This is a genomic window from Pedobacter sp. GW822-FHT03F06 (assembly GCF_058801365.1).
In genome coordinates this window covers 299,606-324,021 of sequence record NZ_JBXANE010000004.1, presented here as the reverse complement: position 1 = coordinate 324,021, position 24,416 = coordinate 299,606, and the positions used below count along the sequence as shown (strand labels likewise).

The following is a 24,416-nucleotide window of genomic DNA, read 5'->3' as shown; positions in this document are numbered from 1 at the left end:
TGTATTGACTATTTGCTTGGTGTAAGTACAAGATCTTCTATTTCTGCGCTTTTCTGTGCCATAATGGTTCTGAAAATAAATACAGCAATGCCAATTCCGAGAATGATAAAACCGAGGAAAGTAAATGCACTGGTATAATCGATCAGGTCTTTTTGGATAGTATGCCCGTTTTCGATTACATTTTTAGTGGCATGATTAGCTTTGGCTTTAAACATAAATGCAATAAGCATAGCGCCGATATTTCCACCAGCACCTACAATACCTGCCACACTGCCAACTGCAACTGGATTAATGAAAGGAACAAGGCTGTAAGTTGCGCCGTTGGCCATTTTTAAACTTAGACCGAAAACGAACATCATAAAAATAGCCATTCCAATATTGCCCGATTTTGCGAACCAGATCAGACCGATTCCTTCTATCAAAAGTAACAGCGCAAGTAAAAGTGTTTTGCCATCAAATCCCCAGGTTTTGCCGATTTTATCAGCAACAATTCCGCCCAACGGTCTGGCGAAAACATTAATCCAGCCAAAAATACCTGCAACCATTCCGGCTATGGCAATTGTTGCGCCGAATGAATCGGTAAAAAAGATCGGTGCGAAGTTATCTACAGTAATTTCTACACCAAAACAAGCAGCGTAAGCAATGGTTAAAATCCAGGTGCGGTAATCTTTTGCGGCGATTAAAAATGTGTTTTTGGTGCTTTTTATGTTTTCGTCTTTTAAATCCTTAAAATCTCCCTGTGGGGTATCTAAAGTATAACGGTGATATAAAAAAGCACAGACCAAAAGCATAACACCAGGAAAAATCATAGCATAACGCCAGCTGTCTTCTGTGCTACAAAAGCCCAAAGCGGTAATGCCAGATGCAATTAATGGCATAAATAAATTGGCAGCACCACCACCTGCATTACCAAAGCCACCTGCTGTTGCATTTGCGGTTCCTTTAATGTTCGAAGCAAACATAATGGAGGTGTGGAATTGGGTAATTACAAATGATGCGCCGATTACGCCAATGGCCAAGCGGAAAAGCAAAAATGAAGTATAAGAATGGCTGGTTCCGATTAATAGTACCGGAATGGCACATAATACCAAAAGCCAGGTATAAATGAGTTTTGGACCAAATTTATCAATTAACCGTCCGATGAGTAAACGGGCAATTATGGTGGCTGATACAGATGCAATCTGAATGTTGCCCACCTGATCTTTAGTAAGGTGTAATTGTTCTCTTGCAATTTTCATTAAGGGGGCCATGCCGAACCAGGCGAAAAAGCAAAAGAAAAAAGTTAGCCAGGTGATGTGAAAGGTTTTCATCTGAACACCTTTGAGCGAAAATATATTTAATTTATCTAGCGGTTTAGTAATGGAGTTTAGTGTCATAACGGTCTGTTTAAGCATAAATAAATAAATGGGTTCTTTTAAAATTTATAGCCTAAGCCTACGCCGACGTTCCATTCGCCATTTTTGACTGCGGTTTTAGGGTTGTAGTATAGCGGTACCTGTAAGGCTACATGGCGAAAGGCTGTTGTTAAACCAAAACCAAGGTTAGGGGTGAGGGCTGCATTTTTTGGCGCTCCGGCAGCAACTTTATCTTCTTTAATTCTTAAACTGGGTAACAATCCCAATAAAACGGTGTAAGGTTTTTTGCTGAATTTGATGCTCGGGCCTGTACAGTTTATAAAAGCGCCGTGATCAACATATCCGGCAACGATAGTGCCATCGAATAAAACGGCTTTAGTTTGCGATTTAGCTGAAAAAAAGAACAAGGTAAGTGCAAGGCAGCCTGTAGCGGCTACATAATTAGAAATCTTCATGTCGGTTTGGTTTGGGTTAAATTTTTTAATCAGGAAAAGTTTAAATCTTACTGGGTCAGGTTAAGATTTTGGTGTTGTACCAATGTAAACAGTCCCGTTTTCTATCTTTACAGGATAGGTTTTTATTGCGCATTCATCGCCGCTTAAACATTCACCAGTGCTCAACGAGAATGTTTTTTTGTGGAAAGGGCAGGCTACCTTAGGTTCATCGGTAGCAGATCCAATCATTCCACGGCTTAATGCCATCTGTTTTTTATGCGGGCATTCATTTTGTGTGGCGTACCACTCATTTCTTCTGGTGAAATAGAAAAGTGCAATCTGATCTTCACCATGTTTTACGCATACGCCACCGTTCTCAATGGCATCCTCGACTCGGCAGGCTGCTAGCCAATTTGATTGTTCGTTCATGATTTTGGGTTTTATAAGTTTTGTAAAGATTATTGATTAAACTGTTTTCCATTCGGCTGTTCTTTTTTGTCCGCGCATCTCAACAAATTCTATGGTTGGATCTTTGTCTTCTGGCGCATTTACAAAATGAGAGAAGCGTTTTCTGATCGCAGGATTTTCTACAGCTTCCTTCCATTCGCATTTGTAAGAGGCAATTAAGTTTTCAATTTCGTTTTCCCATTGGGCGGCCATTCCTAAACTATCGTTGATGATCACATTCCGCAGGTAATCTATTCCGCCTTCCATTTTGTTCAACCAGGTTGCTGTTCGGGTAAGTGGATCGGCAGTGCGGATGTAAAACATTAAAAATCTATCGATATATTTAATGCAGGTTTCGCTATCTAAGTCTGTTGCCAGTAAAAGGGCATGTTGCGGTTTGCTACCTCCATTACCACATACATACAAGTTCCAGCCTTTTTCGGTAGCTATAATGCCAAAGTCTTTACTCTGTGCTTCTGCACATTCTCTGATGCAGCCACTTACAGCTGACTTGAACTTGTGTGGTGCACGGATGCCCCTGTATCTTTCTTCAATCTGGATGGCGAAACTCACGCTGTCGTGCAGGCCAAATCTGCACCAGGTACTACCTACGCAACTTTTAACCGTTCTTAAGCCTTTTCCGTAAGCATGTCCGCTTTCGAAACCTGCAGCAATTAATTCCTCCCAGATAATAGGAAGATCGTTAAGGTGTGCACCAAACATATCAATACGCTGACCTCCGGTAATTTTGGTGTAGAGGTTATATTTTTTAGCTACTTCGCCAATTACGATCAATTTATCGGGTGTAATTTCGCCACCCGGAACCCTTGGTACTACTGAGTATGAGCCGCCTTTTTGAATGTTGGCCAGAAAACGGTCGTTACTATCCTGGGCCACATCATTTCCTTTTTTAAGGATCATTTCATTCCAAAGACTTGCCAGAATCGATGATACCAATGGTTTACATACCTCACAACCGTCGTTTTTGCCTAAGGCATCTAATACTTCATCGTAACTTTTTAGTTCGTGGATATGAATAAGGTCAAAAAGCTCTTGTCGGCTATAGTTAAAGTGTTCGCAAATTACATTTTTGATATACTTACCTTGTGATTTTAAGGTATATGTCATCAAGTCTTTAACCATTGGTAAACAGCCACCACAGCCTGTGCCTGCTTTGGTACATTTTTTTAAGTCATCAATGTTTTCGCAAGAGCCATCTGCAACTGCCGAGCAGATATCACCCTTGCTAACACCTTCACAGCTACAGATCAATGCGCCGTCAGGTAAACCTGTAATTCTGGCTCCGCCAGCAGGTTCGCTTCCTCCACGCGCACCCAGAATCAGTTCTTCAGGGTTTTCTGGTAATACAATCCGGTTATTAGAGGTCTGCAACAGCAGGTTATAAGCTGTTGCATCTCCAATTAATATACCTCCTAAAAGGTATTGCCCGTCATTACTAACATTTATTCTTTTATAAACGCCTTTATGTTTGTTTTCGAAGATGATGGTGCGGCAGTCGGGTTCGGTAATAAAATTATCACCAAAACTGGCTACATCGATACCGATCAGCTTCAGTTTAGTACTCATGTCAAATCCTGTGAAGGTTTTATCGCCTTCGCAAAGGTTTGCAGCCAGCACTTCGGCCATTTCGTACCCTGGAGCAATTAATCCATAAATCATTCCATCGTACAAAGCGCATTCACCGATGGCAAAAATAGCTGGATCGTTGGTCTGCATTTTTTCATCAACAACAATACCACCCCGTGGACCAACCTCAATACCGCAGGCTTTTGCCAGTTCATCACGTGGTTTTATACCAGCAGAGATAACCAGCATATCTACATCTAACGCAGTATCATCACTAAACTTTAGTGCGGTAATACGGCCATCACCTTCAATACTTGTCGTGTTTTTATTTAAGTAGATCTGTAAACCAAGATCTGCGAGTTTAGATTTAAGCATATCGCTACCTGCAGCGTCAATTTGTCTTGGCATTAAACGCGGTGCAAATTCGATAATGCTCGTTTTTTCGATACCCAGATCTATTAATGCTTTGGCAGCTTCCAATCCGAGTAAGCCACCGCCGATAACTGACGCTGTTTTGGCTTTTTTGGCATAACCGCTAATCAGGTCAAGATCTTCAATGGTACGGTAAACAAAAACACCTTCTTTCTCGATACCAGGGATATTGGGAACGAAAGCACCAGAGCCGGTTGCAAATACAAGAATATCGTAATGATAATCAAGGCCATTGGCGGTGTAAACTTTCTGAAGTTCGCGATCTATTTTAACGATTGGATTATTTAAGAAAAGTGTAATGTTTTGCTCTTGATACCAGTTTTCAGTTGAAAGAGAAAGATCATCTGCTGTTTTTCCGTTAAAATATTCACTTAAATGAACGCGGTCATAAGCTCTGCGGGGTTCTTCGCCAAAAACGATAAGATTAAAAGAAGAGGTTTTTGATCTCAGCTTTTCGCAGAATTTATATCCCACCATTCCATTTCCTATTACGATTATTTGTGGTTCTTTCATAAATCTTAAAGGTATTTTGTGTTTTGTTGGTTTCTGTTGGTTGTTTTTTGTTTCGAATTATTTGTTTTGTTGTTTTTTCTTGATAATAATCCATTCAAAAATACATTTTTTTATATTTATATGATTTTTGATATTCAAATATAGATTATAATTCAATTAAAAGTTGTTATTGTGTGATTTTTATCATAAAAAATTTAATTTTTTAATAAATTTTCATCACTTTTATGTTTAAATAGTTAAATCATTAAAATTATGAATCAAAAAACTGACGATTTTGGACTTTTTATAATGGGTGGAGGTCCTGGAGATCCTGAATTGATCACTATGAAAGCTTTTAATGTGCTAAAAAGAGCAGAAGTTATTCTATATGATAACTTAAGTAATGAGAAATTGCTGGAAATTGCACCGAAAAGTTGCAAAATGATCTATGTTGGTAAACAACCTTATGGAAAATACACGCCACAAGAGAAAATAAATGAATTAATTGTCGAAAATGCCCAAAATTATCAGGTAGTGGTGCGTTTAAAGGGCGGAGATCCTTTTATTTTTGGCAGAGGCTTCGAAGAATTGATTTATGCAGAGGCCAGGGGCATCAAATGTCATTATATTCCAGGGATAAGTAGTATGCAGGGTGCAGGTTTTATTGATGTTCCTTTAACACACCGTGGCATTAGCGAAAGCGTATGGATACTTACCGGAACCAAGAAAGACGGAAGTTTAACCAATGATTTAAAGTGCGCCATGAAAAGTTCGGCTACAGTTGTTATATATATGGGTATGAAAAAAGTTGGCGAAATCTCTAAAGCTTATTGTGATGCAGGCCTGGGTAATATGCCTGCGGCAGTTATTCAGCATGCTACCCTGCCAAACCAAAAACAAGTGGTATGTTCAGTGCAAAATTTACAGGAATCTGCTGAACAAGCTGGCTTAACTTATCCTGCTATTATTATTATAGGTAATGTAGTGCAGGCTAAAGCTTATGCGAACTTAAATCAAGGAGAACTTTTATCAGCGTAGAAGGGTTCATTAGTTCATTTGTCCCTGATCATTACTGCATTGGTTAATAGTTTATAGATTCACAGTTGATTGCATATGCGATAACTAAAATCTTAACTCCCTTAAATCTTAATCGTCAGCCAAATAGATTACTGTCTAAACCTTATCAAAAAAAAGCCCACAAGGTTTAACTTGCAGGCCAATAATTAATATGGGTAGATTAATTTAAGGTCAATTCGATTACTGGGATTTCGAAGTCAGGTTTTTTCTTTGGTAGTTTTAATACCAGGGTATTACCGGTCGATTTTTGGGCATCAATCTGTATTTCAGAGTTGTCATGTAAAAACTGCGCGTATTTTGCCTTGTCTTTATATCCATCCAGTGTAATGTAGCCTGTATTTGGATATTCGAACAAATGCACATACAGTTTTTTGGTGTCGTTATTGTAAGTGAGTTTTACTCCTTCAAGCGCTTTAAATTCGGTTGGAGCGAAAGTACAGTGGTAAATGGATTTCGAATTGGCGTGCATCCAAAGGCCTAGACTATCTAAAGCAATATTTGCTCTGTTATCAAACTCGCCACGCGCGGTGGGCCCAACATTTAACAATAAATTTCCTCCATTGGCTACTGAAGTAATCAACAGATCTAATAACTTCCTGTTGCTTTTCCAGGTGTTTTCATCTCTGTGGTAGCCCCACGAGCCTGAAAAGGTTTGGCAGGTTTCCCAAATTTTGCCGCGGTATTTTTCTAATTCCTTCGGACTAACCTGTTCAGGTGTTTCGAAATCTGTACCATCTTCATAATCATTAAGATCCAGGCGGTTATCTACAATAATCTGTGGCTGCAGCTTTCTAATCTGCTTCAGTAATGCTACCGAACCCCAATCATCACGACCTTTACCATCTTTTCCCGGATAAGAGAAATCTGCCCAAAGAATGTCGATTTTGCCATATTTAGTAAGTAACTCAGTTACCTGATCGTATAGGTACTTGCGGTATTTGGTTATATCCCTGTTTTTATTTAATACCGCATACTGATCCTCATGGTCCTTATCAGGCCTTAAAGGATGGTACCTATCAACAGGAAAATCAGGGTGGTGCCAATCAATCAGCGAATAATAAAAGCCTACTTTTATACCCTCGGCACGGAAAGCCTCAACAAATTCTTTAACCAAATCTCTTTTGGCTTGTGTATTGGTTGCCTTATAATCAGTGAATTTACTATCAAATAAAGTAAAACCCTCATGGTGTTTAGTGGTTAACACAGCATATTTCATACCTGCTTCTTTAGCTTCTCTGGCCCATTTTTTAGGGTTAAATAAATCGGGATTAAACTGATCGAAGTATTTCTGATAGTTTTCATTGGTAATATGCTCATAATTTCTTACCCACTCATGACGGGCTGGCAGAGCATATAGGCCCCAATGGATAAACATGCCGAAGCGTGCATCAGTCCACCATTCCATTCTTTTCGTTTTTTGGGCAGCGGTTTCATTGCCCAATCGTTTTTGAGCAAGGCCAGGTAAGGTTAAGCCCAGTATGAACAAAGCTGATAAAATTGTTTTTCTCATTTTCGGTTTCTTTTGGTTAGTATATAATGTGCTAATTTACTGAGGTATATCCTTGTAAAATGGTGGAATATGAGCAAAATATTAAGTTAAATTGGTTTAAGTTTTAACGGGCAAGGTTGAGGTTCTTAAAACTTTGAAGGTAGTATTCTTGTTTAATTGACGGTGTTGTGAAACTTAATTTGACAAAAGAAACAATGAAAACTCAAAAAACTCCTGCCAAACAAAACAAACAACCAGGGATAGAGGCAAAGATGAATCCAAGGCCTGAAGTAATTAAAGCAGACTATAAGGGAGCGGGGAAACTGAATGATAAGGTTGCACTGATTACCGGTGGAGATAGCGGCATTGGTCGTTCAGTAGCAGTTCATTTTGCAAGGGAAGGTGCCAATGTAGCTATTGTTTATCTGGATGAGGATATTGATGCAAAAGAAACCCAGAAAATGGTTGAGGCTGAAGGTAAAAATTGTTTATTGATTAAAGGGGATGTTAAAAAGCCTTCATTTTGCAGAAAAGCAGTAGAAACAACGGTTAAAAAGTTTGGAAAGATCAATATTTTGGTAAATAATGCTGGCATGCAGGTTCCGCAAAAAGATCCAAAAAAGATCGACGATAAACAGTTGGAAGATACCTTCCGTACAAACATATTTGGTTATTTTTACTTTGCACATGAGGTGTTGGAGCATTTCCACGCAGGCGATACCATTATCAATACCACTTCGGTAACGGCTTATCGTTCTTCGCCAAATCTGATCGATTACTCTTCAACAAAAGGCGCAATAACTTCTTTTACACGTTCGCTCGCTACAAATTTAGCCAAAACAGGTATTCGGGTAAACGCAGTAGCACCCGGACCCGTGTGGACACCACTTATCGTATCCACTTTTGATGAAAAAAAGATTAAGTCATTTGGAGCTGAAACAGCCATGGAAAGAGCAGGTCAGCCCTCAGAACTTGCACCATCTTATGTATTCCTGGCTTCAGACGATGCTTCATTTATCACCGGACAGGTAATCCATGTAAATGGTGGAGAAGTGGTAAACGGTTAATTTCTTACCTTTAATAAAATTAAACCATTTCCATGGCATCAGATCCACCTAAAGATTGGCGTTTTAAGCTTCATGAAGTTATTTACGAATCGAATACACCTGCAGGTAAGGCATTTGATGTCGGTTTATTGATTGCCATATTTTCTAGTATTATTGTGGTAATGCTCGATAGCGTCATTGGTATCCATCAGCAATATGGCAAACTGTTTAATGTTATGGAATGGATTTTCGCTGCGCTTTTCACAGTCGAATATATTTTAAGATTGGTGAGTATCAGAAAGCCGATCAGTTATGTGATCAGTCCATTAGGCATTATCGATCTGATTGCATTGTTACCGTCTTACTTGAGCATCTTTTTTATTGGCGCGCAATCTTTACTGGTTTTTAGGGCACTAAGGCTACTTCGTGTTTTCAGAATATTCAAACTCGGACATTTTTTAACAGAGATTAATTTTTTAACCCAGGCGTTAAAAAACAGTGTAAGAAAAATCAGCATATTCCTGTTAACCGTTTTAACCATCACTGTAATTCTTGGCTCCATTATGTATTTGGTAGAAAAGCGCGAAAATGGATTTTCGAACATCCCCGAAAGCATTTATTGGGCCATCGTTACCATAACAACCGTTGGTTACGGTGATATTTCGCCCATCACGCCATTGGGTAAGTTTGTGGCCTCTGTAGTGATGCTGATCGGTTATGCCATTATCGCTGTTCCTACCGGGATCATTACCCACGATATTGCTGTTGCGGCCAGGCAGAAAAAAGAATTACCAGAATCTTGTCCGAGCTGTAGTAGGGAGGGGCATGATAGCGATGCCTTGTTTTGTAAATATTGTGGGTCTTCTTTGTTTAAATAAAAAATGCCAGATAATTATTAACCTGGCATCTTTATATAACGGAAATAAATTGGCTTATAACATTTCGCTATCTTCATCATCGTATGCATTCGGATCTTTATCCAGTTCTTCTATATCCGATTCGTTATAGTCATCGGTTTCTGTTTCATCATCCTCATCTTCTTCGTCTTCCGGACCTTCTATTTCCTCATTTAATTGTGTGCCTTCGCCATCAGCATATTGCACTTCATCATCTGTATATTCATTGTCTTCAGATGGCTCAGGAGTAGCGTGACCATCTGCCGCATTTCCTTCCGAACGGTTGATCTGGAACTGTTCGATGTTTTGAATTTCTTCTTCTGGTTGATTGTTTTCTAGATTTTCCATAGTAAAAGTCTTTTATAGTAGAACAGGTTCAGATCAGATTAAGTTTAGAGAAAATTTTAAATCTTAAACCACTGGTGTTGTAAGATTTTTAAAAGATGGATATGATTTGCTCAAACTTTTTAAATGTAAGAGGGGTTTTACTAATGCATTTACCTTAATTACTTATTATGAAAAACCATGGCAATACCAGGAAAATAGCAGTAGTGGGAATGATTATTTCGGCTGCTTCCTTTAATGCTGTTGCAAAAGCAGACTGGCATTATGCAAGATCACTTGATTACATTAATCAACAAGATAGTTTAACCACCGCGCAATTTTTGCAACAGGCGGCTATTGCCGGAATGAAAGAGGTATCGACCGGGAAACTTGCGGCAGAGAAAGCAACAGATCGAAAGATAAAGGCGTTTGGCCAGATGATGGTTGATGATCATACAAAGGCCAATGAAGAATTAAGGTCATTGGCGAAACTTAAGAAAGTAAACTTGCCAATGAGTAGGCCGGAGGGTGAACTACGACCAGATGGCAGGGTAGATTCATCACCTGAAAACATGAAAGATACCTCGCGAACCAAAAATGCCGAAGGTGAGGCAGGTAATACTGGTCTGGCTAAAAAAAATGCGAATGGTGCTACTGAAACTGGCGTGACGAATGCGATTGAAAAATTAAATAATTTAAGCGGGGCTTCATTTGATAAAGCATATATCGAGATGATGGTTATTGATTATCAAAATGCAGTTGCACTATTTGATAAGGCATCGAAATCTACCGATAGTGATGTTAAAGCATATGCAAATAAATATTTACCAATATTGAAAAAACATTTAAAACATATTAAAGCCCTGGCTAAATAATAGCTTTACGTTATTTAGCATTGTAAACTTGCCTTTATATTCTTCTAAATCGATTTATATTGGTTTGATAAGTTTAAATAATTAATATATTTGTTTATCCCTAACCAAATATATGTCTCCAATAAACCATGATGCAGATGTAGAATTGTTCATCCGTTTACAACAGGATGACCATGCCGCATACGCAGAAATTTATGGTAAGTACAGCAGATTATTATATACACATGCTTATAAAAAGGTAGGCGATAGAGAATTGGCCAAAGATTTAGTGCAGGATTTATTTACTACGCTTTGGGTAAAACGGCATGAAATTATCATAAAAACTGCTCCATCGGCGTATCTATATACTGCGCTTAGAAACCGCGTTTTGGATCATGTTGCACATCAAAATGTTGCTTCTGGTTATGTATCTTATTTAGAAAACTACACACTCGAAACAAATGATTTAACTGATCATTTAATCAGGCATAAACAATTAATGCAGCTTATTGAGCAAGAAATTGCTGCCTTGCCAGAAAAAATGCGTCAGGTTTTCGAATTGAGCAGGAAAGAACATTTAAGCCATAAGGAAATTGCGGCCGAACTCGGCATTTCAGAGCAAACGGTTCGGAAACAGATCCAGAACGCACTTAAAATTATGCGCCCTAAACTGAGTGTTATTTTCGCTTTGATTTTTTTATTCGAAAAATAATTGTTTTTTTCTACCCCATAAGGTTTAGTCGCCCGTCTATAGTTTAATGAGCATAAGAAAGGTGTTCAATAAACCAATGCAAACTAACCAAATTCAAGATTTACTTAAAAGATATCTCGCAGGCGAATGTACCGAAGAAGAAAAAGCCTTGGTAGAAAGTTCCTATCTGGATTATCATGCCGATGGCTTTCCTTTAACTGAACATGAAATAGCTGATGATTTGGCGGCAATAGCAGCCAACCTGCCAAAAGAGAAGCAACCCAAAGTCTTTTCATTATTTAAAAAGATGATTGCTGCGGCGGCAGTACTGGTAATTGTGGCTTCCATCGTAATTTATTTTGCTATCCGCCCAAAAAATGAATTTACTGCGAAAATAGCCAATCCTGCGGAAAAGATTTTGCCAGGTACAGATAGGGCCATTTTAACTTTGGCCGATGGGCGTAAGATTATTCTCGATAAAAATGCATCCACATTAGTTTTAGATAGCCTTGCTGGGATACGCATCAAAAAAACAGCCAAAGGAGAACTGGTTTACGAAGTGTTGGATGTTGAAAAAAACGAAACCAATTTAAATGCCTTTAACACGATAGAAACGCCGCGTGGCAGTCAGTACAAGATTATACTGCCTGATGGTACTAATGTTTGGTTAAACGCATCATCATCTTTAAAATATCCTGTAATTTTTGATGGTAAGAAAAGAAATGTAGAACTAAGTGGTGAAGCTTATTTCGAAGTTTATAAAAATAAAGAAATGCCTTTTGTGGTGCATACCCAAACACAAGATGTTCAGGTATTGGGAACACATTTTAATATCAATGCTTACCCTGATGAAACAGAAACTAAAACCACCTTATTAGAAGGAAAGGTATTGGTGAGCAAAGGTGCTGAAAGTAAAATGATGAAACCGGGCGAGCAGGTAGTCAACTTTAATCAATCGAGGATTTTAGAGCTGAGTACAATGACGGATGCTGCTGAAAGTATCGCCTGGAAAAACGGTTTGTTTTTGTTCAATCATAATAACTTATACTCCATAATGAACCAGATTTCGAGGTGGTACGATATCGAAGTTGATTATGAGGGGGATTTTAACAAGCAATATTATAGCGGAACGATTTCGCGGTTTGGAAAAGTTACCGATGTACTAAGAACAATGGAATTAACCGGTTCAGTGAAATTTAAAATTGTAGGGAGGAGGGTCGTTGTTATGAAATAAGCCATACTCAACCGGCTTAAAAAAGACCCGAAGTGTTTTGAGCCACTTCAGGTCGATTGGACAAGCCAAAAATGCAAATCAAATAAACCTATTTCGACACAAGTTACATTTAACTTACTAACCAAATGTATAAATTTTTTAACACAACTACATGCTGTGGGCAACCCCTCATGTCATTTAAATTTCTCATCCGCATGAAATTTATATTGATTTTAATGTTTGCTTTTGCGGTACAGCTCAATGCAAGTACCCATGCTCAAAACATCAATTTAAGCGTAAATAATGCCTCTATCGATAAAGTTTTAAAGGCCCTGCATTTGCAGAGCAATTATAATTTTTATTATGAAGATGCGCTGATTAAATCTGCCAATCCCATTACGCTAACCGCCATAAACGAACCTTTTTTAAAAGTTTTGGAGAAATGTTTTGCAGGACAGCCTTTTACCTATGTAATCGAACAAAGAACAATCGTATTACGTAAAAGAAATACGAATCCGCTAGCCGAAAAAGATGAAATTATCATAAAAGGTAAGGTATTGGATGAAACCAATCAGGCCATTCCGGGTGCTACGGTAAAAATTAAAGGCGGTACACTAACAGTTGCTACCAATCCAAATGGAGAATTTACAATCAAAGCGCAGGAAGATGCAACTTTGCTGATCAGTTTTATTGGTTACGATCCGCAAGAAGTGCCCGTCGAAAAAAGAAAAAATTTAACAATTATCTTAAAGCCTGTAAACAATTCTTTAAATGAGGTTGTGGTAGTAGCTTTCGGACAGAAACAGAGAAAGATTGAAACCTTGGGTGCCCAGTCTACCTTAGATGTAGAATCGCTAAAACAGCCAGTAGCCAATATCTCTACCGTTTTAGCAGGCCGTGTTTCAGGCCTGGTAGGTGTTCAAAGAAGTGGGGAGCCAGGCAGAGATGGGGCAGATTTATGGATCAGGGGCGTAATTACAACGGGCAATAATACGCCGCTTATTTTGGTTGATGGTGTAGAAAGGGCTTTTAGTAATATCGATCCGAATGATATAGAGAGCTTTTCTATTCTGAAGGATGCATCTTCTACATCTGTTTATGGTGTTAGGGGTGCAAACGGCGTAATTTTAATCACAACCAAAAGAGGTAAAGCCGGACGCACAGATATTAATTTAGATTATTACCAGGGGCTTACCCAATTTACGCGTGTACCAGAAACAGCAGATGGTGTAACCTATATGCAAATGGCCAATGAGGCCAATACTACGAGAGGTGGAAATCCCATTTATTCTGAAGACCTCATCAACAAAACGTTTACACAGGTAGATCCCTATTTATATCCAAATGTGAACTGGTTTGACGAAATTTTTAATGATTTTGGCCACAACCGCAAAGCAAACTTGAGTATTAGAGGCGGAGGAGAAAAATCTACCTATTATGTTTCTGCAGGTTATTATGATGAAACAGGTTTGTTTAAAACAGATGGGTTACAGCAATACAACTCTTCTATTAAATATTCGAGGGTGAATTTCAGCTCAGCTTTAACCTTAAAAGCAACCAAGAGCACCACGATTGATTTAGGAATTAAAGGCTGGTTATCTAACGGGAATTATCCTGGTACAGGTACTAGTGATATTTTTGCGAATTCGCTAAGAACATATCCAATTTTGTATCCGGTAATGTATCCGGATAATAGAGAACCCTTTTTATCTACTGGTGGTGGATTATACAGTTCATACGGGTTACTTACCAACAGAGGCTATTCTACCACCTATGAGAATCAGATCATGTCTGATATTAGAGTTACGCAAGATTTGGGTAGCCTTGTTAAGGGTTTGTCGTCGCATTTATTATACTCATTTGATGCGACCAACACCAATACACTTGCCAGGGGGAAAACGCCGACAACTTATTACGCAACTTCAAGAAATGCAGCTGGTGATCTGGTTTATAGCAGCATTAACCCTGGTCAGGATTATCTTTCGTTTTCAAGATCAAATGGGGGTAGTCGCCAGTTCTACTTGGAAGGTGCAATCAATTATGCCCGTACTTTTGGAAAACATAAATTAGGTGGACTTGCCCTGTATTACCAAAGTGATAAGGTGAGTGCTACGGCTGGAGATTTAATCGGTTCTATCCCTTACCGGAGTTTAGGAGGAGTGGGAAGGGCCACTTATTCTTATGATGACCGTTATTTGGCCGAAGTTACCTTTGGTTATAACGGAGCCGAAAATTTTGCTCCTCATAAACGTTATGGTTTCTTTCCATCTTATGCGGTTGGATGGGTAATTTCTAACGAAAAGTTTTATGGTAATGCTAACCAGGTCTTCCAATTGATAAAACTGAGAGCTTCTTATGGAACTGTAGGAAGCAGTAACATTGGAGGAAGGCGTTTTTCTTACATAGGAACAGTAGGTAATACAACTGGTGCATATCAATATGGTCAGGTTAGAGGGGATAATGTGCTTCAGGGAATAGATATTGCCGATTACCCGGTAGATGCCACCTGGGAAACTGAAAAAGATTTAAATCTGGGCTTAGAACTTAAAACCTGGAACAATGCGCTGAGCCTACAGTTTGACGTATTTAGCCGTAAACGTGATAATATTTTTACCGTGAGAAAAGGTGTTCCTGATTTTGTAGGCGTTAGAAATAACCTGTTGGGTAATTTAGGTAAAACGGAGGCAAAAGGAATCGATTTTACAGGGAATTTTGATAAAAATTTCGGTGTTTTTTCAATGTCTTTGCAAGGTACGTTTACCTATAATAAAAATAAAGTGATCGAAGATGATTCGCCTGTCCCAGCATTTCCTTGGCAGGAATCAAGAGGCCGATCTGTTTTTACAAGAACAGGATACATTGCCGATGGATTTTATACACAAGCAGAAATAGATAACCCTGCAGTAGCCAGAACTACTGGCGTAGTGCAAGCCGGTGATCTGAAATTCAGAGATTTAAATGGTGATGGGGCCATCAATGCCGACGATCGGACATTCATTGGTAAAGATCAGGTGCCTCAGATATTATATGGTTTTGGTGGAACATTTGGCTATAAAGGCTTTTCGTTAGGCGCGTTTTTTCAGGGTACGGGATCAGTTGATTTTTATTTCGCGAATGAGTTTATGCCATTTAGAAACGGTTCGGCAAAAGGAAGTTTATATGCCAATGTATTAGATCGCTGGACCCCTCAAAACCCAAGGCAAGATGCTTTTTACCCGCGTCTTTCATATGGTGCAGATATCAACCAAAATTATGCTACAAACAGCCACTTTTTAATCAATGGACGTTTCCTCAGGCTTAAAACCCTGGATTTCGGCTATACCTTTAAAAAGGAAGCCATTTCATTTATGGGTTTGCAGAAACTCAGGCTGTATTTCATCGGTTATAACCTCTTTACCATAAGTCCTTTTAAATACTGGGACCCTGAGTTAGGAGGTGGTACAGATTCCGGACCCAGAAGTTCTGGGACTTCCTATCCCAATATCAAAACCTACAGTTTAGGTGTAAGTGCTACTTTTTAATTTTAAAATCCTTAGGATATGAAAAGAAATATATTTTTAAAAGCAGCTCTCATTTTAGTGTTGATCTGCTCTTTAACCGCCTGTAAAAAATTCCTCGATCAGGTACCTGATGACAAACAGACCATTGATGATGTTTTCAAAAAGAAAATTGAATCTGAGAAATATTTGGCTGGAATTTACACCTATATCAAATCAAACAGCGATTGGAATCTAGGAAGCCCATGGGAAGGTTTATCGGATGAGGCTGATGTAACCTACAACGATTATCCAACTTATTCGATGAATTTGGGCAACTGGGATAAAAACCGTGGAGATTATAATTTATGGATCTATTATTATCAGGGGATCCGCAGGGCATCTTATTTTATGCAACGTGTACCCGAAAATCCCGAAATCGAACCACAATTAATTAAACAGTACGTAGCCGAAGCAAGGGCATTAAGGGCCTATTTTTATTCTTGTCTCATTGCTCAATATGGGCCTGTAATCATATTACCAGATCTGCCTATTCCACCAGATGCATCTATCGAAGATTTTAGTTTTCCAAGAAATAGCTATGATGAATGTGTCAATTATATTGTTTCAGAACTGGATAAAGCCATTGCAGATTTACCCGTTTCGCAGGGCAATACCCGCGAGTTTGGAAGATGGAAAAAAGGAATGGCCCTGGCCGTTAAATCACGTACCCTGTTATATGCAGCAAGCCCTTTGTATAATGGGAACACCGATTATGCCGGTTTTAAGAATTTGGATGGAAAGGTGTTGATCAACCAGACATTTGATGCGAATAAATGGAAAAGAGCTGCTGATGCATCAAAAGAGCTAATAGATATGCCTGATTATAGTTTGTATAAAGAACTGGATGCAGGTGGAAATATTAAACCTTACGAATCGCTTAAAAACCTTTGGCTTAAAGATTGGAATTCGGAAGTTATTCTTTGCCGGTTGGTAGATGATAAACTGTATTCCATTGATAAAAACGGTTCGCCTTATATTCTGGGCGGATGGTCGTCCTGGGGAGCCACACAACAGGCGGTTGATGCATTTTTTACAGCAAACGGAAGATCGATAGATGATCCGGCTTCAGGTTATACCGAAGTTGGAACTACTTCCACTGCGAATAATTACTATGCAGCAGGCACTTCAAACATGTATGTGAACAGAGAACCTCGTTTTTATGTCAACATTACTTTCAACTTGAGCAAATGGATCAATAATGCCAGTAATAACAATAGCGGAACCGGACCATCACCAATAACGATTCAATTGTATAAAGGTGGGAATAGTGGTCAGTACACAGGGCGCAACTGGTCTAGAACAGGTTATGTTGTTCGTAAGATGGTTAATCCAAACAGCAAAGTAGGACCCGATCAAATTGCGGACAGAGCAGAAATCATTTTCAGGTTAGGCGAAATCTACCTTAATTATGCTGAAGCACTGAACGAGTATACCCCAGGAAATGCCGATATTAAAAAATACATTAACCTGATCAGAGAACGTGCAGGAATTCCTCAATATGGTTCGGCAGCCAATCAGGTACCGGAACCTACAAACCAGGCGGCCTGGCGAGATGCCATTCGGAAAGAAAGAAGGGTTGAACTGGCTTTTGAGAGTTTTCGGTATTTTGATACCCGTAGGTGGAAAATAGCAGATCAAACAGATGGCGGACCTTTTTATGGAATGGATGTTAATGCCACAACCTCTGCTGATTTTCAAAAAAGAGTAGTATTTGAGAATAGAGTCTTCTTGAAGAAAAACTACCTATGGAACATCATTCAATCAGAATTGAACAAAGACAAAAAACTTGTAGGCAACCCAGGCTGGTAATCCAATTTTAATAGATCATAAAATGAACAGAATATTTAAAAACAAATATGCTATGGGCATGCTTTGCCTGTTATTCTTATTCTCTTGTAAAAAGGATCGGATAGATAATGTAACCACAACCATCACACAGCCAACACTTAGTGCGCCAGCAAATAATATGGTAATAAACCTGAGTCCCTCGAGCAATGCGGTAGTTACGTTTGAATGGAACGCGGCAACAACGGGGAATTATACCTTAGCATTTTATAAAGTTGTTTTCGATAAAGAAAGCGGCGATTTTTCAAAACCAGTTTATACAGGGATTCCCGCAAAGGTAGGCGTCGATAATAAATTGTCATTATCTCACAAAGAAATGAACAAAATTGCGGCTGCGGCTGGTATTTTCGAATTAGCCAGCGGTAAGGTTAAATGGCAGGTTATCGCTTCTAATGGTGTTATTGCGGCTACTTCTGGTGCTGGTATAATCGAACTGAAACGTCCGGCTGGTTTTGCAGAAAACCCTGCTACTGTTTTTATAACGGGTGCCGCAAGTGAGGGAGGAACAGATTTAACTAAAGCACAGCCTTTCAAAAAAATATCAGATGGTGTGTTCGAAATCTATACAGCCTTAAATGCTGGCAGTTATAAATTGGTTGATAAGATTACGGGATCAGCATTAACTTTCGTTATTGATGCCGGTGTGATAAAACAAGGAACAGAAGTGGTCAGTCCGGCTACCGCTAAAACAGTCTACCGCATCAATCTCGATTTCAATAAATCAGCAGCAACCTTTACCGAAATTCAGTCGGTTGGTTTGTGGTTTTCGGGTTATAATAAAATTCAGAACACTTTAACTTACGATGCCGCAGGAGTTTGGAAAGCGACAGATGTACCCATTGTTTGGAAAACAGAATCCTGGGGTAAAGATGAACGCTATAAATTTAGGGTTACTGAAAAAGATGCAGCTGGTACAGTAACGGTTAAAAACTGGGGTAGCTCGGTTAAGGATAATGTAAGGGCAACATCTTCTAGTCCGGCAAGTTATTTTTTGCTAAAAGAAGTGGATAATTCGCAATACGATTATACCTACAAATTTGCAGCAGAAGCACAGAAAACAGATATCGAGTTCAGGCTGCAATCGACTGCCGATTACACCCATAAAGTAACTTTTAAATAAAATTCACGGCGGTTTTTCGATACGATTAACCGCCATAACTTTCCATGCCATGAAATTATTTTCGAAATATATAATACTTAGCGGGCTGCTTATTACGATTTGTTTTTTAGCCTGTAAAAAAGATAAAACCTCGGTAACGCCACCAGAACCTGTTGCACCACCGGTAGAGGTTGATTGGGCAAAAGCTGCTGACGATGCGCAGCTTGCACTGGATGTTCAATTTTACAACACCAGCCAAAACTATTATAACCAAAACAACGATGGTAATGTGGGCTTTAATTATTGGTGGAATGCCCATGCCCTGGATGTACATGTTGATGCCTACAAAAGAACAAAAGATGCCAAGTATCTTGCTAAAATGAAAGCTTTGCTAAAAGGTTGTTACGTTAAAAATGGCAATACCTACAAAAATACTTTTTACGATGATATGGAATGGTGGGCATTGGCCTGTTTAAGGGCTTATGATGCAACTGGAGATATTGAATACAAGCAGGCTGCAGATCAGCTTTGGGGCTGGATCAAAGTAGGGTGGACTACGGTAAAAAACGGGGGGATTATGTGGGCATCAGGCTCTGCAGATTCAAAAAATGCTTGTTCCAATGCCCCGGCAGCTATTATTGCTGCCAGAATGTACCAATTGGATAAAAAAGCTGATGATTTGGAATGGGCAAAAAAGATTTATACCTGGATGAAGGCCTATTTAGTTGAACCTGCACGAGGGGTGGTTTGGGATGCCTATGGAAATACCAGCGAAGGCGCACTATATACCTATAATCAAGGTACATGGCTTGGTGCTGGTTTAGAACTTTATCTCATTACCAAAGATCAAACTTATTTAGACGATGCCGTTCGGAATGCAAATTATATCATGAACGATGCAACCAAATTCTCGCCAAACGGCATTTTAAAAGGCGAAAACTCTGGTGATGGCGGTCTTTTTAAAGGGATTTTTATCCGATACATGGCGCAGCTTTTATTAAAAAAAGCAGTTGATGATTACACCAAACAGCTTTACTTAAAGTATTTAAAAAACAATGGTCAAAGTTTATACACTAAAGCCCTCCGAACGCCAGAGAATATGTTTGGATCTGATTGGGTGAGTAAACCCAGTTCGAAAACCGGAGATTGTTCAGTTCAACTGAGCGCTATTATGCTGCTCGAAACATTGGACGAACTGAAAAGAGCAGGCATTGTACAATAATTTAATTGAATATACGTGAGCAAAAAAATCAAAATATTATGTACGCTCTTAATGTTGCCTGCAATATTGTTTGCAGGTAACATTAGCTTAAAACCTGTATCTACCTATCCTTTACCGTCAATTTATACAAAATCATTTATATTTAATCTGGCAGTTTCGGACATAGATATTCCGGTGGTTAATTATACTGAAAAATATGATTATGTCCATTTTTTGATGGCTGCAGAAACGGCTGAAGTGACCGTTTCTTTATCCGATGAAGATATTACAACATATAATATTAGTCCTAAAAAATTAAATATTAATGCCAAGTCCAAGGCAAAACAGTTAACCTTTACCATCCGTAAGGGAGATTACCTCATCGTTAAGATCAACAAAAAGAAGGAGCTCGTAATTGTGGCCGATGCTCAGGTTAAAAAGAAGCCAAAGTCGAGCGGGAAAGGTATTTTTAATGTGCTAGAGCCGGTTTATCATGCAGATTCGACTGGTAAAACTTTAACAACCAACTCCATACAGAATGCCATAAATGATGCTTCAGCCCATAAAAATGGGACTGTTTACATTCCAGCAGGTGTATATAAAGTGGGTAATATTGAACTTAAGAGCAATACTAACATTTATCTGGAAGAAGGAGCGGTACTGCTTTTTTCGGGCAAAGCCGAAGATTATACCATAAATGCAAGAAAAGATTCTCAGAAAAGAAACATTACCTGGTGGATTTATACCAAAATGGATGCTAAGCACATTAAATTATTTGGCAACGGTACTTTAGATGGTAATGGCAAATTTGCCACAGAAAAGGGAAAAATCGGAAATCACATCCTTGCTATAATGGGTGCCGAGGATTTTGCCCTTGATGGATTGATTATCCGTAATTCTGGTGCCTGGGCAATTATTCCAACACGGTCTAGAAATGTCGTATTGAAAAACTTCAAACTCTTTAACCGGTTCGATATGGGCGAAAACGATGGTGTAGATGTTATCGAATCCGAAAATGTGTTGGTTAAACATGCCATTGGTATCGCGCTTGATGATCCTTTCTCTACAAAAACCTGGGAACAAAATACCGATCTCTGCAGAAATTGGCCAGGTAGCCCAAAAGCACAAAAGAATATTGTTTTTGAAGATTGTATTTCGTGGACTTACTGTTACGGCTTTAAGATCGGGCAAGGCGTAATGCAACCACAAAGCAATATCAAGTTTAAAAACTGTGTGGTTTACGATGCTGCCGTGGGCATTGGGATTCACCATAAATGGGGAACTGCTTTTGTTAAAAATGTAGTTTTCGATGGGATTGATATCGAAAGGTTGAGTTATCAAAATGACGACCACAGAACCTGGGCCATATTTTTTATGCAAAATGGCGATAAGAAAGGAAGCGGGCCTATTTCCAACATCACAGTTAAAAATATTGTGGTTAGAGATGCAGGTAAATCTCCTGGTAAAATTAAAGGAGTAAGTGAAGTAAATTGTATTAGTCGATTAATATTCAGTAATATAAAAATGCCTGGTTTAAGCTTGCCTGCCCAAAATTTAAAAGAATTAAGAATGACAGATATTGCTTTTGCTGATGACATCAAAGTATCAGCCCGATAACATAATAAATTAAACCAATGAAAAAGATTAATTTAATTTTTCTAATTATTGCCTCTATTTCAATTTGTACACAAACCTTTGCTCAGAACAAATATTTTAAAGATTGGCCAAAAGGTACTGCTCCATTAGAAATAGGGAACAAATTAAGCAAACACTATTTAGAAACGCCACATACCAATTTTGGTTTTCCAACACCTCCAGGCTCAATCACTTACTCAGAGGTGTGTGCTTGGTATGGTGCGCTAAAATTCGCCTCAACTATAGGCGATAAAGCAATGGCAGATAAGTTAGAGCAGCGTTTCCGGCCTTTATTATATGAGAAAAAGAACCTTCAGCCCAGGCCAGATCATGTTGATCCCAATATTTTCGGTTCATTGCCATTAGAACTTTATATTCAATACAAAATTCCTGTGTATTTAGACATGGGAAAATGGTTTGCCGATCAGCAATGGACAATGCCTGCAAAACCAAAACCGGAATATAGCGCATTGTTGGATAAGGGTTTGTCGTGGCAAACGCGTATGTGGATAGATGATATGTATATGATCACCAATATTCAGGCTCAAGCCTATCGTGCTACAGGCGACCGGAAATACATTGACCGGGCAGCGCATGAAATGGCGGTTTATTTAGATTCGATTCAACGCCCAAATGGATTGTTTTACCATGCGCCCGATGTGCCTTTTTTCTGGGGAAGAGGAAATGGTTGGATGGCTGCGGGTATGACTGAGTTGTTAAGTTCGCTACCGAAAGATAACCCCGACAGACCAAAGATATTGAAAGCCTATCAGACCATGATGGGCAGTTTAAAGCAATATCAAACCGAAGATGGGATGTGGTTGCAGTTGGTTGATGATGAGGCCAGTTGGCCAGAAACATCAGGCAGTGCCATGTTTACTTTTGCCTTTATTACCGGTATGAAAAAAGGCTGGTTAAAAGAAGAAGAATTTGGTCCATCGGCTCGCAAAGCCTGGATTGCGTTAACCAAATACATCAACACCAACGGAGATGTGAGAGAAGTTTGTCAGGGTACAAATAAAGAAAATAACCGGCAATATTATTTAGACCGCCAAAGAATTACCGGAGATATGCATGGTCAGGCACCTGTATTATGGTGCAGCTTTGCATTGTTAACAAAATAATAGATGTATCAGATATGAGAAATATTGTTTTGGGGGTAGATATTGGCGGGTCGCATATTACGGCTGCGATCATCAATTTAAAAAATAGAACTATAGTGGAAAATACCTGGCGGCGTGATCGAATTGATGCAAATGGTACAGCAGACGAAATATTAAACGGCTGGGCAAATACCCTACAACATTGTATGGCCGCCTATAATGTTAAACCAGCGAAAATTAAGATTGCCATACCCGGACCTATGGATTATAAAAGCGGAATCTGTTTAATTAAAGACCAAGAAAAGTTCCGATCGCTTTATGGTTTAAATATCAAGCAGTTATTGGCAGAAGAAATTAATTTTGAAGCAGATAAAATCAGCTTTTTGAATGATGCGGCCTGTTTTTTAAAAGGAGAACTGTACAGCGGTAGTTTATACGGTTTCGATAAAGCAATTGGTTTAACATTGGGAACAGGCTTGGGCACATCTCACATTGCAAGAGGCAAAGCGCGCGATTCTGATTTATGGAAAATGCCGTTTTTAACTGGAATTGCTGAAGATTATATTTCTACACGCTGGTTCGTAAAACGATTCTACGAATTGAGTAACCTGCAGATTACGGATGTTAAAGATTTGATTGATAACCATTCAAAATCTCCTTATTTTGATGTTATTTTTCGCGAATTCAGTTACAATCTGGCTAAATTCATATATAAGTTTATTAAAAAGAAAATGCCTGTAGCTGCTGTAATCGGAGGGAATATTGCACTCGCTGAAGATTATTTTATGGAAGAAACCCGTAAACAGCTGGCCGAAATGATGGGCTATAGTTTCCCTGTTAAAAAATCAACGCTAGGTGAAAAAGCAACCCTGTTAGGTGCCAGTGCAAGTACGTAATTTATTAGAATAAATGAATAGAAGAAAAGCAATAAAAGGATCGCTTGCCGTGCTTTCATCAGCATTGCTGGTTAAATCAGGCTATGTATATGCTTTAAGCCTCCAGGTTAACAGCGATTCATCAGATCCCAGGGTTATAAATGCAGGGATTGGCGGAAACAATACGACAGATCTTTTAAATAGGATTGACCAGGATTGTTTAACAAAACATCCTAAATTAACCATTTTGATGGTAGGTACCAATGATATGAATAGTGTTAAACATGTACCAATTGCTCAATATGAAAATAATTTAAGCACTTTGGTGAAAAAAATAAAATCTTCAGGAAGCAAAGTATTACTGATGACGATTTTGCCTATGTATGCTGAGCATTTACTTACCCGTCATCCTGCTTCATTTTATGAGCCAGAAGGAGTACAAGGAAGACGCAAACAGGTAAATGATGTGGTCAGAAAAGTTGCTGATCAGCAAAAAATTGATTTCCTTGATTTAGGCCATCGGTTTTCAGCCATCGGAAAAATAGGAACAGATAAAGATTCATTGATCCAGAATGTAGCAAACAGCAATAAAACTGATGGTATACATCCAACGGCGAATGGGTATCGGTTTATTGGCTTGAGTGTTTACGATTATATTATCGACCATCGGCTGCCGAAAACAGATATTGTTTGTTTCGGAGATAGTATTACCAAAGGAGACGGAACGATAGATAGAGACAGTTATCCAGCATATTTAAAGAAACTTTTAACTCAAGAATGAT

20 protein-coding genes are annotated in these 24,416 nt (G+C 38.9%); 14 read left to right on the top strand and 6 right to left on the bottom strand.

Features of this window, described 5'->3' with window-relative positions; translation table 11 throughout:
• Window positions 1–8 precede the first annotated feature (8 nt).
• Genes AC1RJ8_RS09110 through nirB form a run of 4 tightly spaced genes read right to left on the bottom strand, consistent with a single transcriptional unit; the run spans window position 9 to window position 4,768 of the window.
• A complete protein-coding gene (locus tag AC1RJ8_RS09110; RefSeq protein ID WP_492953390.1) occupies window positions 9–1,376 on the bottom strand; it encodes an MFS transporter in 1,368 nt (455 codons plus the stop codon).
• A 38-nt stretch (window positions 1,377–1,414) separates the two neighbouring features.
• Window positions 1,415–1,810, bottom strand: a complete 396-nt coding sequence (locus AC1RJ8_RS09105; protein ID WP_440822041.1) for a hypothetical protein — start codon at window positions 1,808–1,810, stop codon at window positions 1,415–1,417.
• 60 nt (window positions 1,811–1,870) lie between these two features.
• Window positions 1,871–2,218 carry a nitrite reductase small subunit NirD gene (gene nirD, locus AC1RJ8_RS09100; RefSeq protein WP_057934647.1) on the bottom strand — a complete coding sequence of 116 codons (348 nt, stop codon included), beginning with the start codon at window positions 2,216–2,218 and terminating at the stop codon, window positions 1,871–1,873.
• A 36-nt stretch (window positions 2,219–2,254) separates the two neighbouring features.
• Window positions 2,255–4,768, bottom strand: coding sequence for a nitrite reductase large subunit NirB (gene nirB / locus AC1RJ8_RS09095; RefSeq protein WP_492953391.1), 2,514 nt, complete (start codon window positions 4,766–4,768; stop codon window positions 2,255–2,257).
• 252 nt (window positions 4,769–5,020) lie between these two features.
• On the opposite strand from nirB, the gene cobA reads away from it, so the two are divergent.
• The gene (gene cobA, locus AC1RJ8_RS09090) at window positions 5,021–5,785 is read left to right on the top strand and encodes a uroporphyrinogen-III C-methyltransferase (protein WP_492953392.1); all 765 of its coding nucleotides are present in this window, start codon (window positions 5,021–5,023) and stop codon (window positions 5,783–5,785) included.
• A gap of 199 nt (window positions 5,786–5,984) precedes the next feature.
• Here cobA and AC1RJ8_RS09085 read toward each other — a convergent pair whose 3' ends face one another.
• Window positions 5,985–7,334 (bottom strand): alpha-L-fucosidase, encoded by a 1,350-nt coding sequence (locus tag AC1RJ8_RS09085; RefSeq protein WP_492953393.1) that lies wholly within the window; start codon window positions 7,332–7,334, stop codon window positions 5,985–5,987.
• Window positions 7,335–7,528: 194 nt separating this feature from the next.
• Between AC1RJ8_RS09085 and AC1RJ8_RS09080 the strand changes: the two genes are divergently transcribed.
• Together AC1RJ8_RS09080 and AC1RJ8_RS09075 are read left to right on the top strand one after the other, a co-directional pair.
• Complete coding sequence (locus tag AC1RJ8_RS09080; protein ID WP_492953394.1) at window positions 7,529–8,380, top strand: SDR family oxidoreductase; 852 nt, start codon at window positions 7,529–7,531, stop codon at window positions 8,378–8,380.
• Between the two features lie 32 nt (window positions 8,381–8,412).
• Window positions 8,413–9,237: an ion transporter gene (locus tag AC1RJ8_RS09075; protein WP_492953395.1), complete on the top strand. Its 825-nt coding sequence runs from the start codon at window positions 8,413–8,415 to the stop codon at window positions 9,235–9,237.
• Window positions 9,238–9,291: 54 nt separating this feature from the next.
• Here AC1RJ8_RS09075 and AC1RJ8_RS09070 read toward each other — a convergent pair whose 3' ends face one another.
• A complete protein-coding gene (locus AC1RJ8_RS09070; RefSeq protein WP_426329788.1) occupies window positions 9,292–9,603 on the bottom strand; it encodes a hypothetical protein in 312 nt (103 codons plus the stop codon).
• 167 nt (window positions 9,604–9,770) lie between these two features.
• Here AC1RJ8_RS09070 and AC1RJ8_RS09065 point away from each other — a divergent pair, with 167 nt between their 5' ends.
• The 11 genes from AC1RJ8_RS09065 (at window position 9,771) to AC1RJ8_RS09015 (ending at window position 24,415) form a co-directional block, all read left to right on the top strand.
• A complete protein-coding gene (locus tag AC1RJ8_RS09065) occupies window positions 9,771–10,454 on the top strand; it encodes a DUF4142 domain-containing protein (RefSeq protein ID WP_492953396.1) in 684 nt (227 codons plus the stop codon).
• Between the two features lie 112 nt (window positions 10,455–10,566).
• Window positions 10,567–11,145, top strand: a complete 579-nt coding sequence (locus AC1RJ8_RS09060; protein WP_492953397.1) for an RNA polymerase sigma factor — start codon at window positions 10,567–10,569, stop codon at window positions 11,143–11,145.
• 76 nt (window positions 11,146–11,221) lie between these two features.
• Window positions 11,222–12,358 carry a FecR family protein gene (locus AC1RJ8_RS09055; protein WP_492953398.1) on the top strand — a complete coding sequence of 379 codons (1,137 nt, stop codon included), beginning with the start codon at window positions 11,222–11,224 and terminating at the stop codon, window positions 12,356–12,358.
• Between the two features lie 194 nt (window positions 12,359–12,552).
• Complete coding sequence (locus tag AC1RJ8_RS09050) at window positions 12,553–15,858, top strand: SusC/RagA family TonB-linked outer membrane protein (RefSeq protein WP_492953399.1); 3,306 nt, start codon at window positions 12,553–12,555, stop codon at window positions 15,856–15,858.
• An 18-nt stretch (window positions 15,859–15,876) separates the two neighbouring features.
• A complete protein-coding gene (locus tag AC1RJ8_RS09045) occupies window positions 15,877–17,685 on the top strand; it encodes a RagB/SusD family nutrient uptake outer membrane protein (RefSeq protein WP_492953400.1) in 1,809 nt (602 codons plus the stop codon).
• Between the two features lie 22 nt (window positions 17,686–17,707).
• Window positions 17,708–18,841, top strand: a complete 1,134-nt coding sequence (locus AC1RJ8_RS09040; protein WP_492953401.1) for a SusE domain-containing protein — start codon at window positions 17,708–17,710, stop codon at window positions 18,839–18,841.
• Window positions 18,842–18,890: 49 nt separating this feature from the next.
• Window positions 18,891–20,042 (top strand): glycoside hydrolase family 76 protein, encoded by a 1,152-nt coding sequence (locus AC1RJ8_RS09035; protein WP_492953402.1) that lies wholly within the window; start codon window positions 18,891–18,893, stop codon window positions 20,040–20,042.
• A gap of 15 nt (window positions 20,043–20,057) precedes the next feature.
• A complete protein-coding gene (locus AC1RJ8_RS09030; protein WP_492953403.1) occupies window positions 20,058–21,638 on the top strand; it encodes a glycoside hydrolase family 28 protein in 1,581 nt (526 codons plus the stop codon).
• Between the two features lie 17 nt (window positions 21,639–21,655).
• Window positions 21,656–22,780 carry a glycoside hydrolase family 88/105 protein gene (locus AC1RJ8_RS09025; RefSeq protein WP_492953404.1) on the top strand — a complete coding sequence of 375 codons (1,125 nt, stop codon included), beginning with the start codon at window positions 21,656–21,658 and terminating at the stop codon, window positions 22,778–22,780.
• A gap of 14 nt (window positions 22,781–22,794) precedes the next feature.
• Complete coding sequence (locus AC1RJ8_RS09020; protein ID WP_492953405.1) at window positions 22,795–23,655, top strand: ROK family protein; 861 nt, start codon at window positions 22,795–22,797, stop codon at window positions 23,653–23,655.
• Between the two features lie 13 nt (window positions 23,656–23,668).
• Entirely contained in the window at window positions 23,669–24,415 is a 747-nt protein-coding gene (locus AC1RJ8_RS09015; RefSeq protein ID WP_492953406.1) for an SGNH/GDSL hydrolase family protein, read from the top strand.
• Window position 24,416: the final 1 nt, after the last annotated feature.

Coding starts and splice junctions, on each gene's coding strand:
- AC1RJ8_RS09110 (WP_492953390.1), bottom strand. CDS start 1,376: ATGACACTAAACTCCATTACTAAACCGCTAGATAAATTAAATATATTT.
- AC1RJ8_RS09105 (WP_440822041.1), bottom strand. CDS start 1,810: ATGAAGATTTCTAATTATGTAGCCGCTACAGGCTGCCTTGCACTTACC.
- nirD (WP_057934647.1), bottom strand. CDS start 2,218: ATGAACGAACAATCAAATTGGCTAGCAGCCTGCCGAGTCGAGGATGCC.
- nirB (WP_492953391.1), bottom strand. CDS start 4,768: ATGAAAGAACCACAAATAATCGTAATAGGAAATGGAATGGTGGGATAT.
- cobA (WP_492953392.1), top strand. CDS start 5,021: ATGAATCAAAAAACTGACGATTTTGGACTTTTTATAATGGGTGGAGGT.
- AC1RJ8_RS09085 (WP_492953393.1), bottom strand. CDS start 7,334: ATGAGAAAAACAATTTTATCAGCTTTGTTCATACTGGGCTTAACCTTA.
- AC1RJ8_RS09080 (WP_492953394.1), top strand. CDS start 7,529: ATGAAAACTCAAAAAACTCCTGCCAAACAAAACAAACAACCAGGGATA.
- AC1RJ8_RS09075 (WP_492953395.1), top strand. CDS start 8,413: ATGGCATCAGATCCACCTAAAGATTGGCGTTTTAAGCTTCATGAAGTT.
- AC1RJ8_RS09070 (WP_426329788.1), bottom strand. CDS start 9,603: ATGGAAAATCTAGAAAACAATCAACCAGAAGAAGAAATTCAAAACATC.
- AC1RJ8_RS09065 (WP_492953396.1), top strand. CDS start 9,771: ATGAAAAACCATGGCAATACCAGGAAAATAGCAGTAGTGGGAATGATT.
- AC1RJ8_RS09060 (WP_492953397.1), top strand. CDS start 10,567: ATGTCTCCAATAAACCATGATGCAGATGTAGAATTGTTCATCCGTTTA.
- AC1RJ8_RS09055 (WP_492953398.1), top strand. CDS start 11,222: ATGCAAACTAACCAAATTCAAGATTTACTTAAAAGATATCTCGCAGGC.
- AC1RJ8_RS09050 (WP_492953399.1), top strand. CDS start 12,553: ATGAAATTTATATTGATTTTAATGTTTGCTTTTGCGGTACAGCTCAAT.
- AC1RJ8_RS09045 (WP_492953400.1), top strand. CDS start 15,877: ATGAAAAGAAATATATTTTTAAAAGCAGCTCTCATTTTAGTGTTGATC.
- AC1RJ8_RS09040 (WP_492953401.1), top strand. CDS start 17,708: ATGAACAGAATATTTAAAAACAAATATGCTATGGGCATGCTTTGCCTG.
- AC1RJ8_RS09035 (WP_492953402.1), top strand. CDS start 18,891: ATGAAATTATTTTCGAAATATATAATACTTAGCGGGCTGCTTATTACG.
- AC1RJ8_RS09025 (WP_492953404.1), top strand. CDS start 21,656: ATGAAAAAGATTAATTTAATTTTTCTAATTATTGCCTCTATTTCAATT.
- AC1RJ8_RS09020 (WP_492953405.1), top strand. CDS start 22,795: ATGAGAAATATTGTTTTGGGGGTAGATATTGGCGGGTCGCATATTACG.
- AC1RJ8_RS09015 (WP_492953406.1), top strand. CDS start 23,669: ATGAATAGAAGAAAAGCAATAAAAGGATCGCTTGCCGTGCTTTCATCA.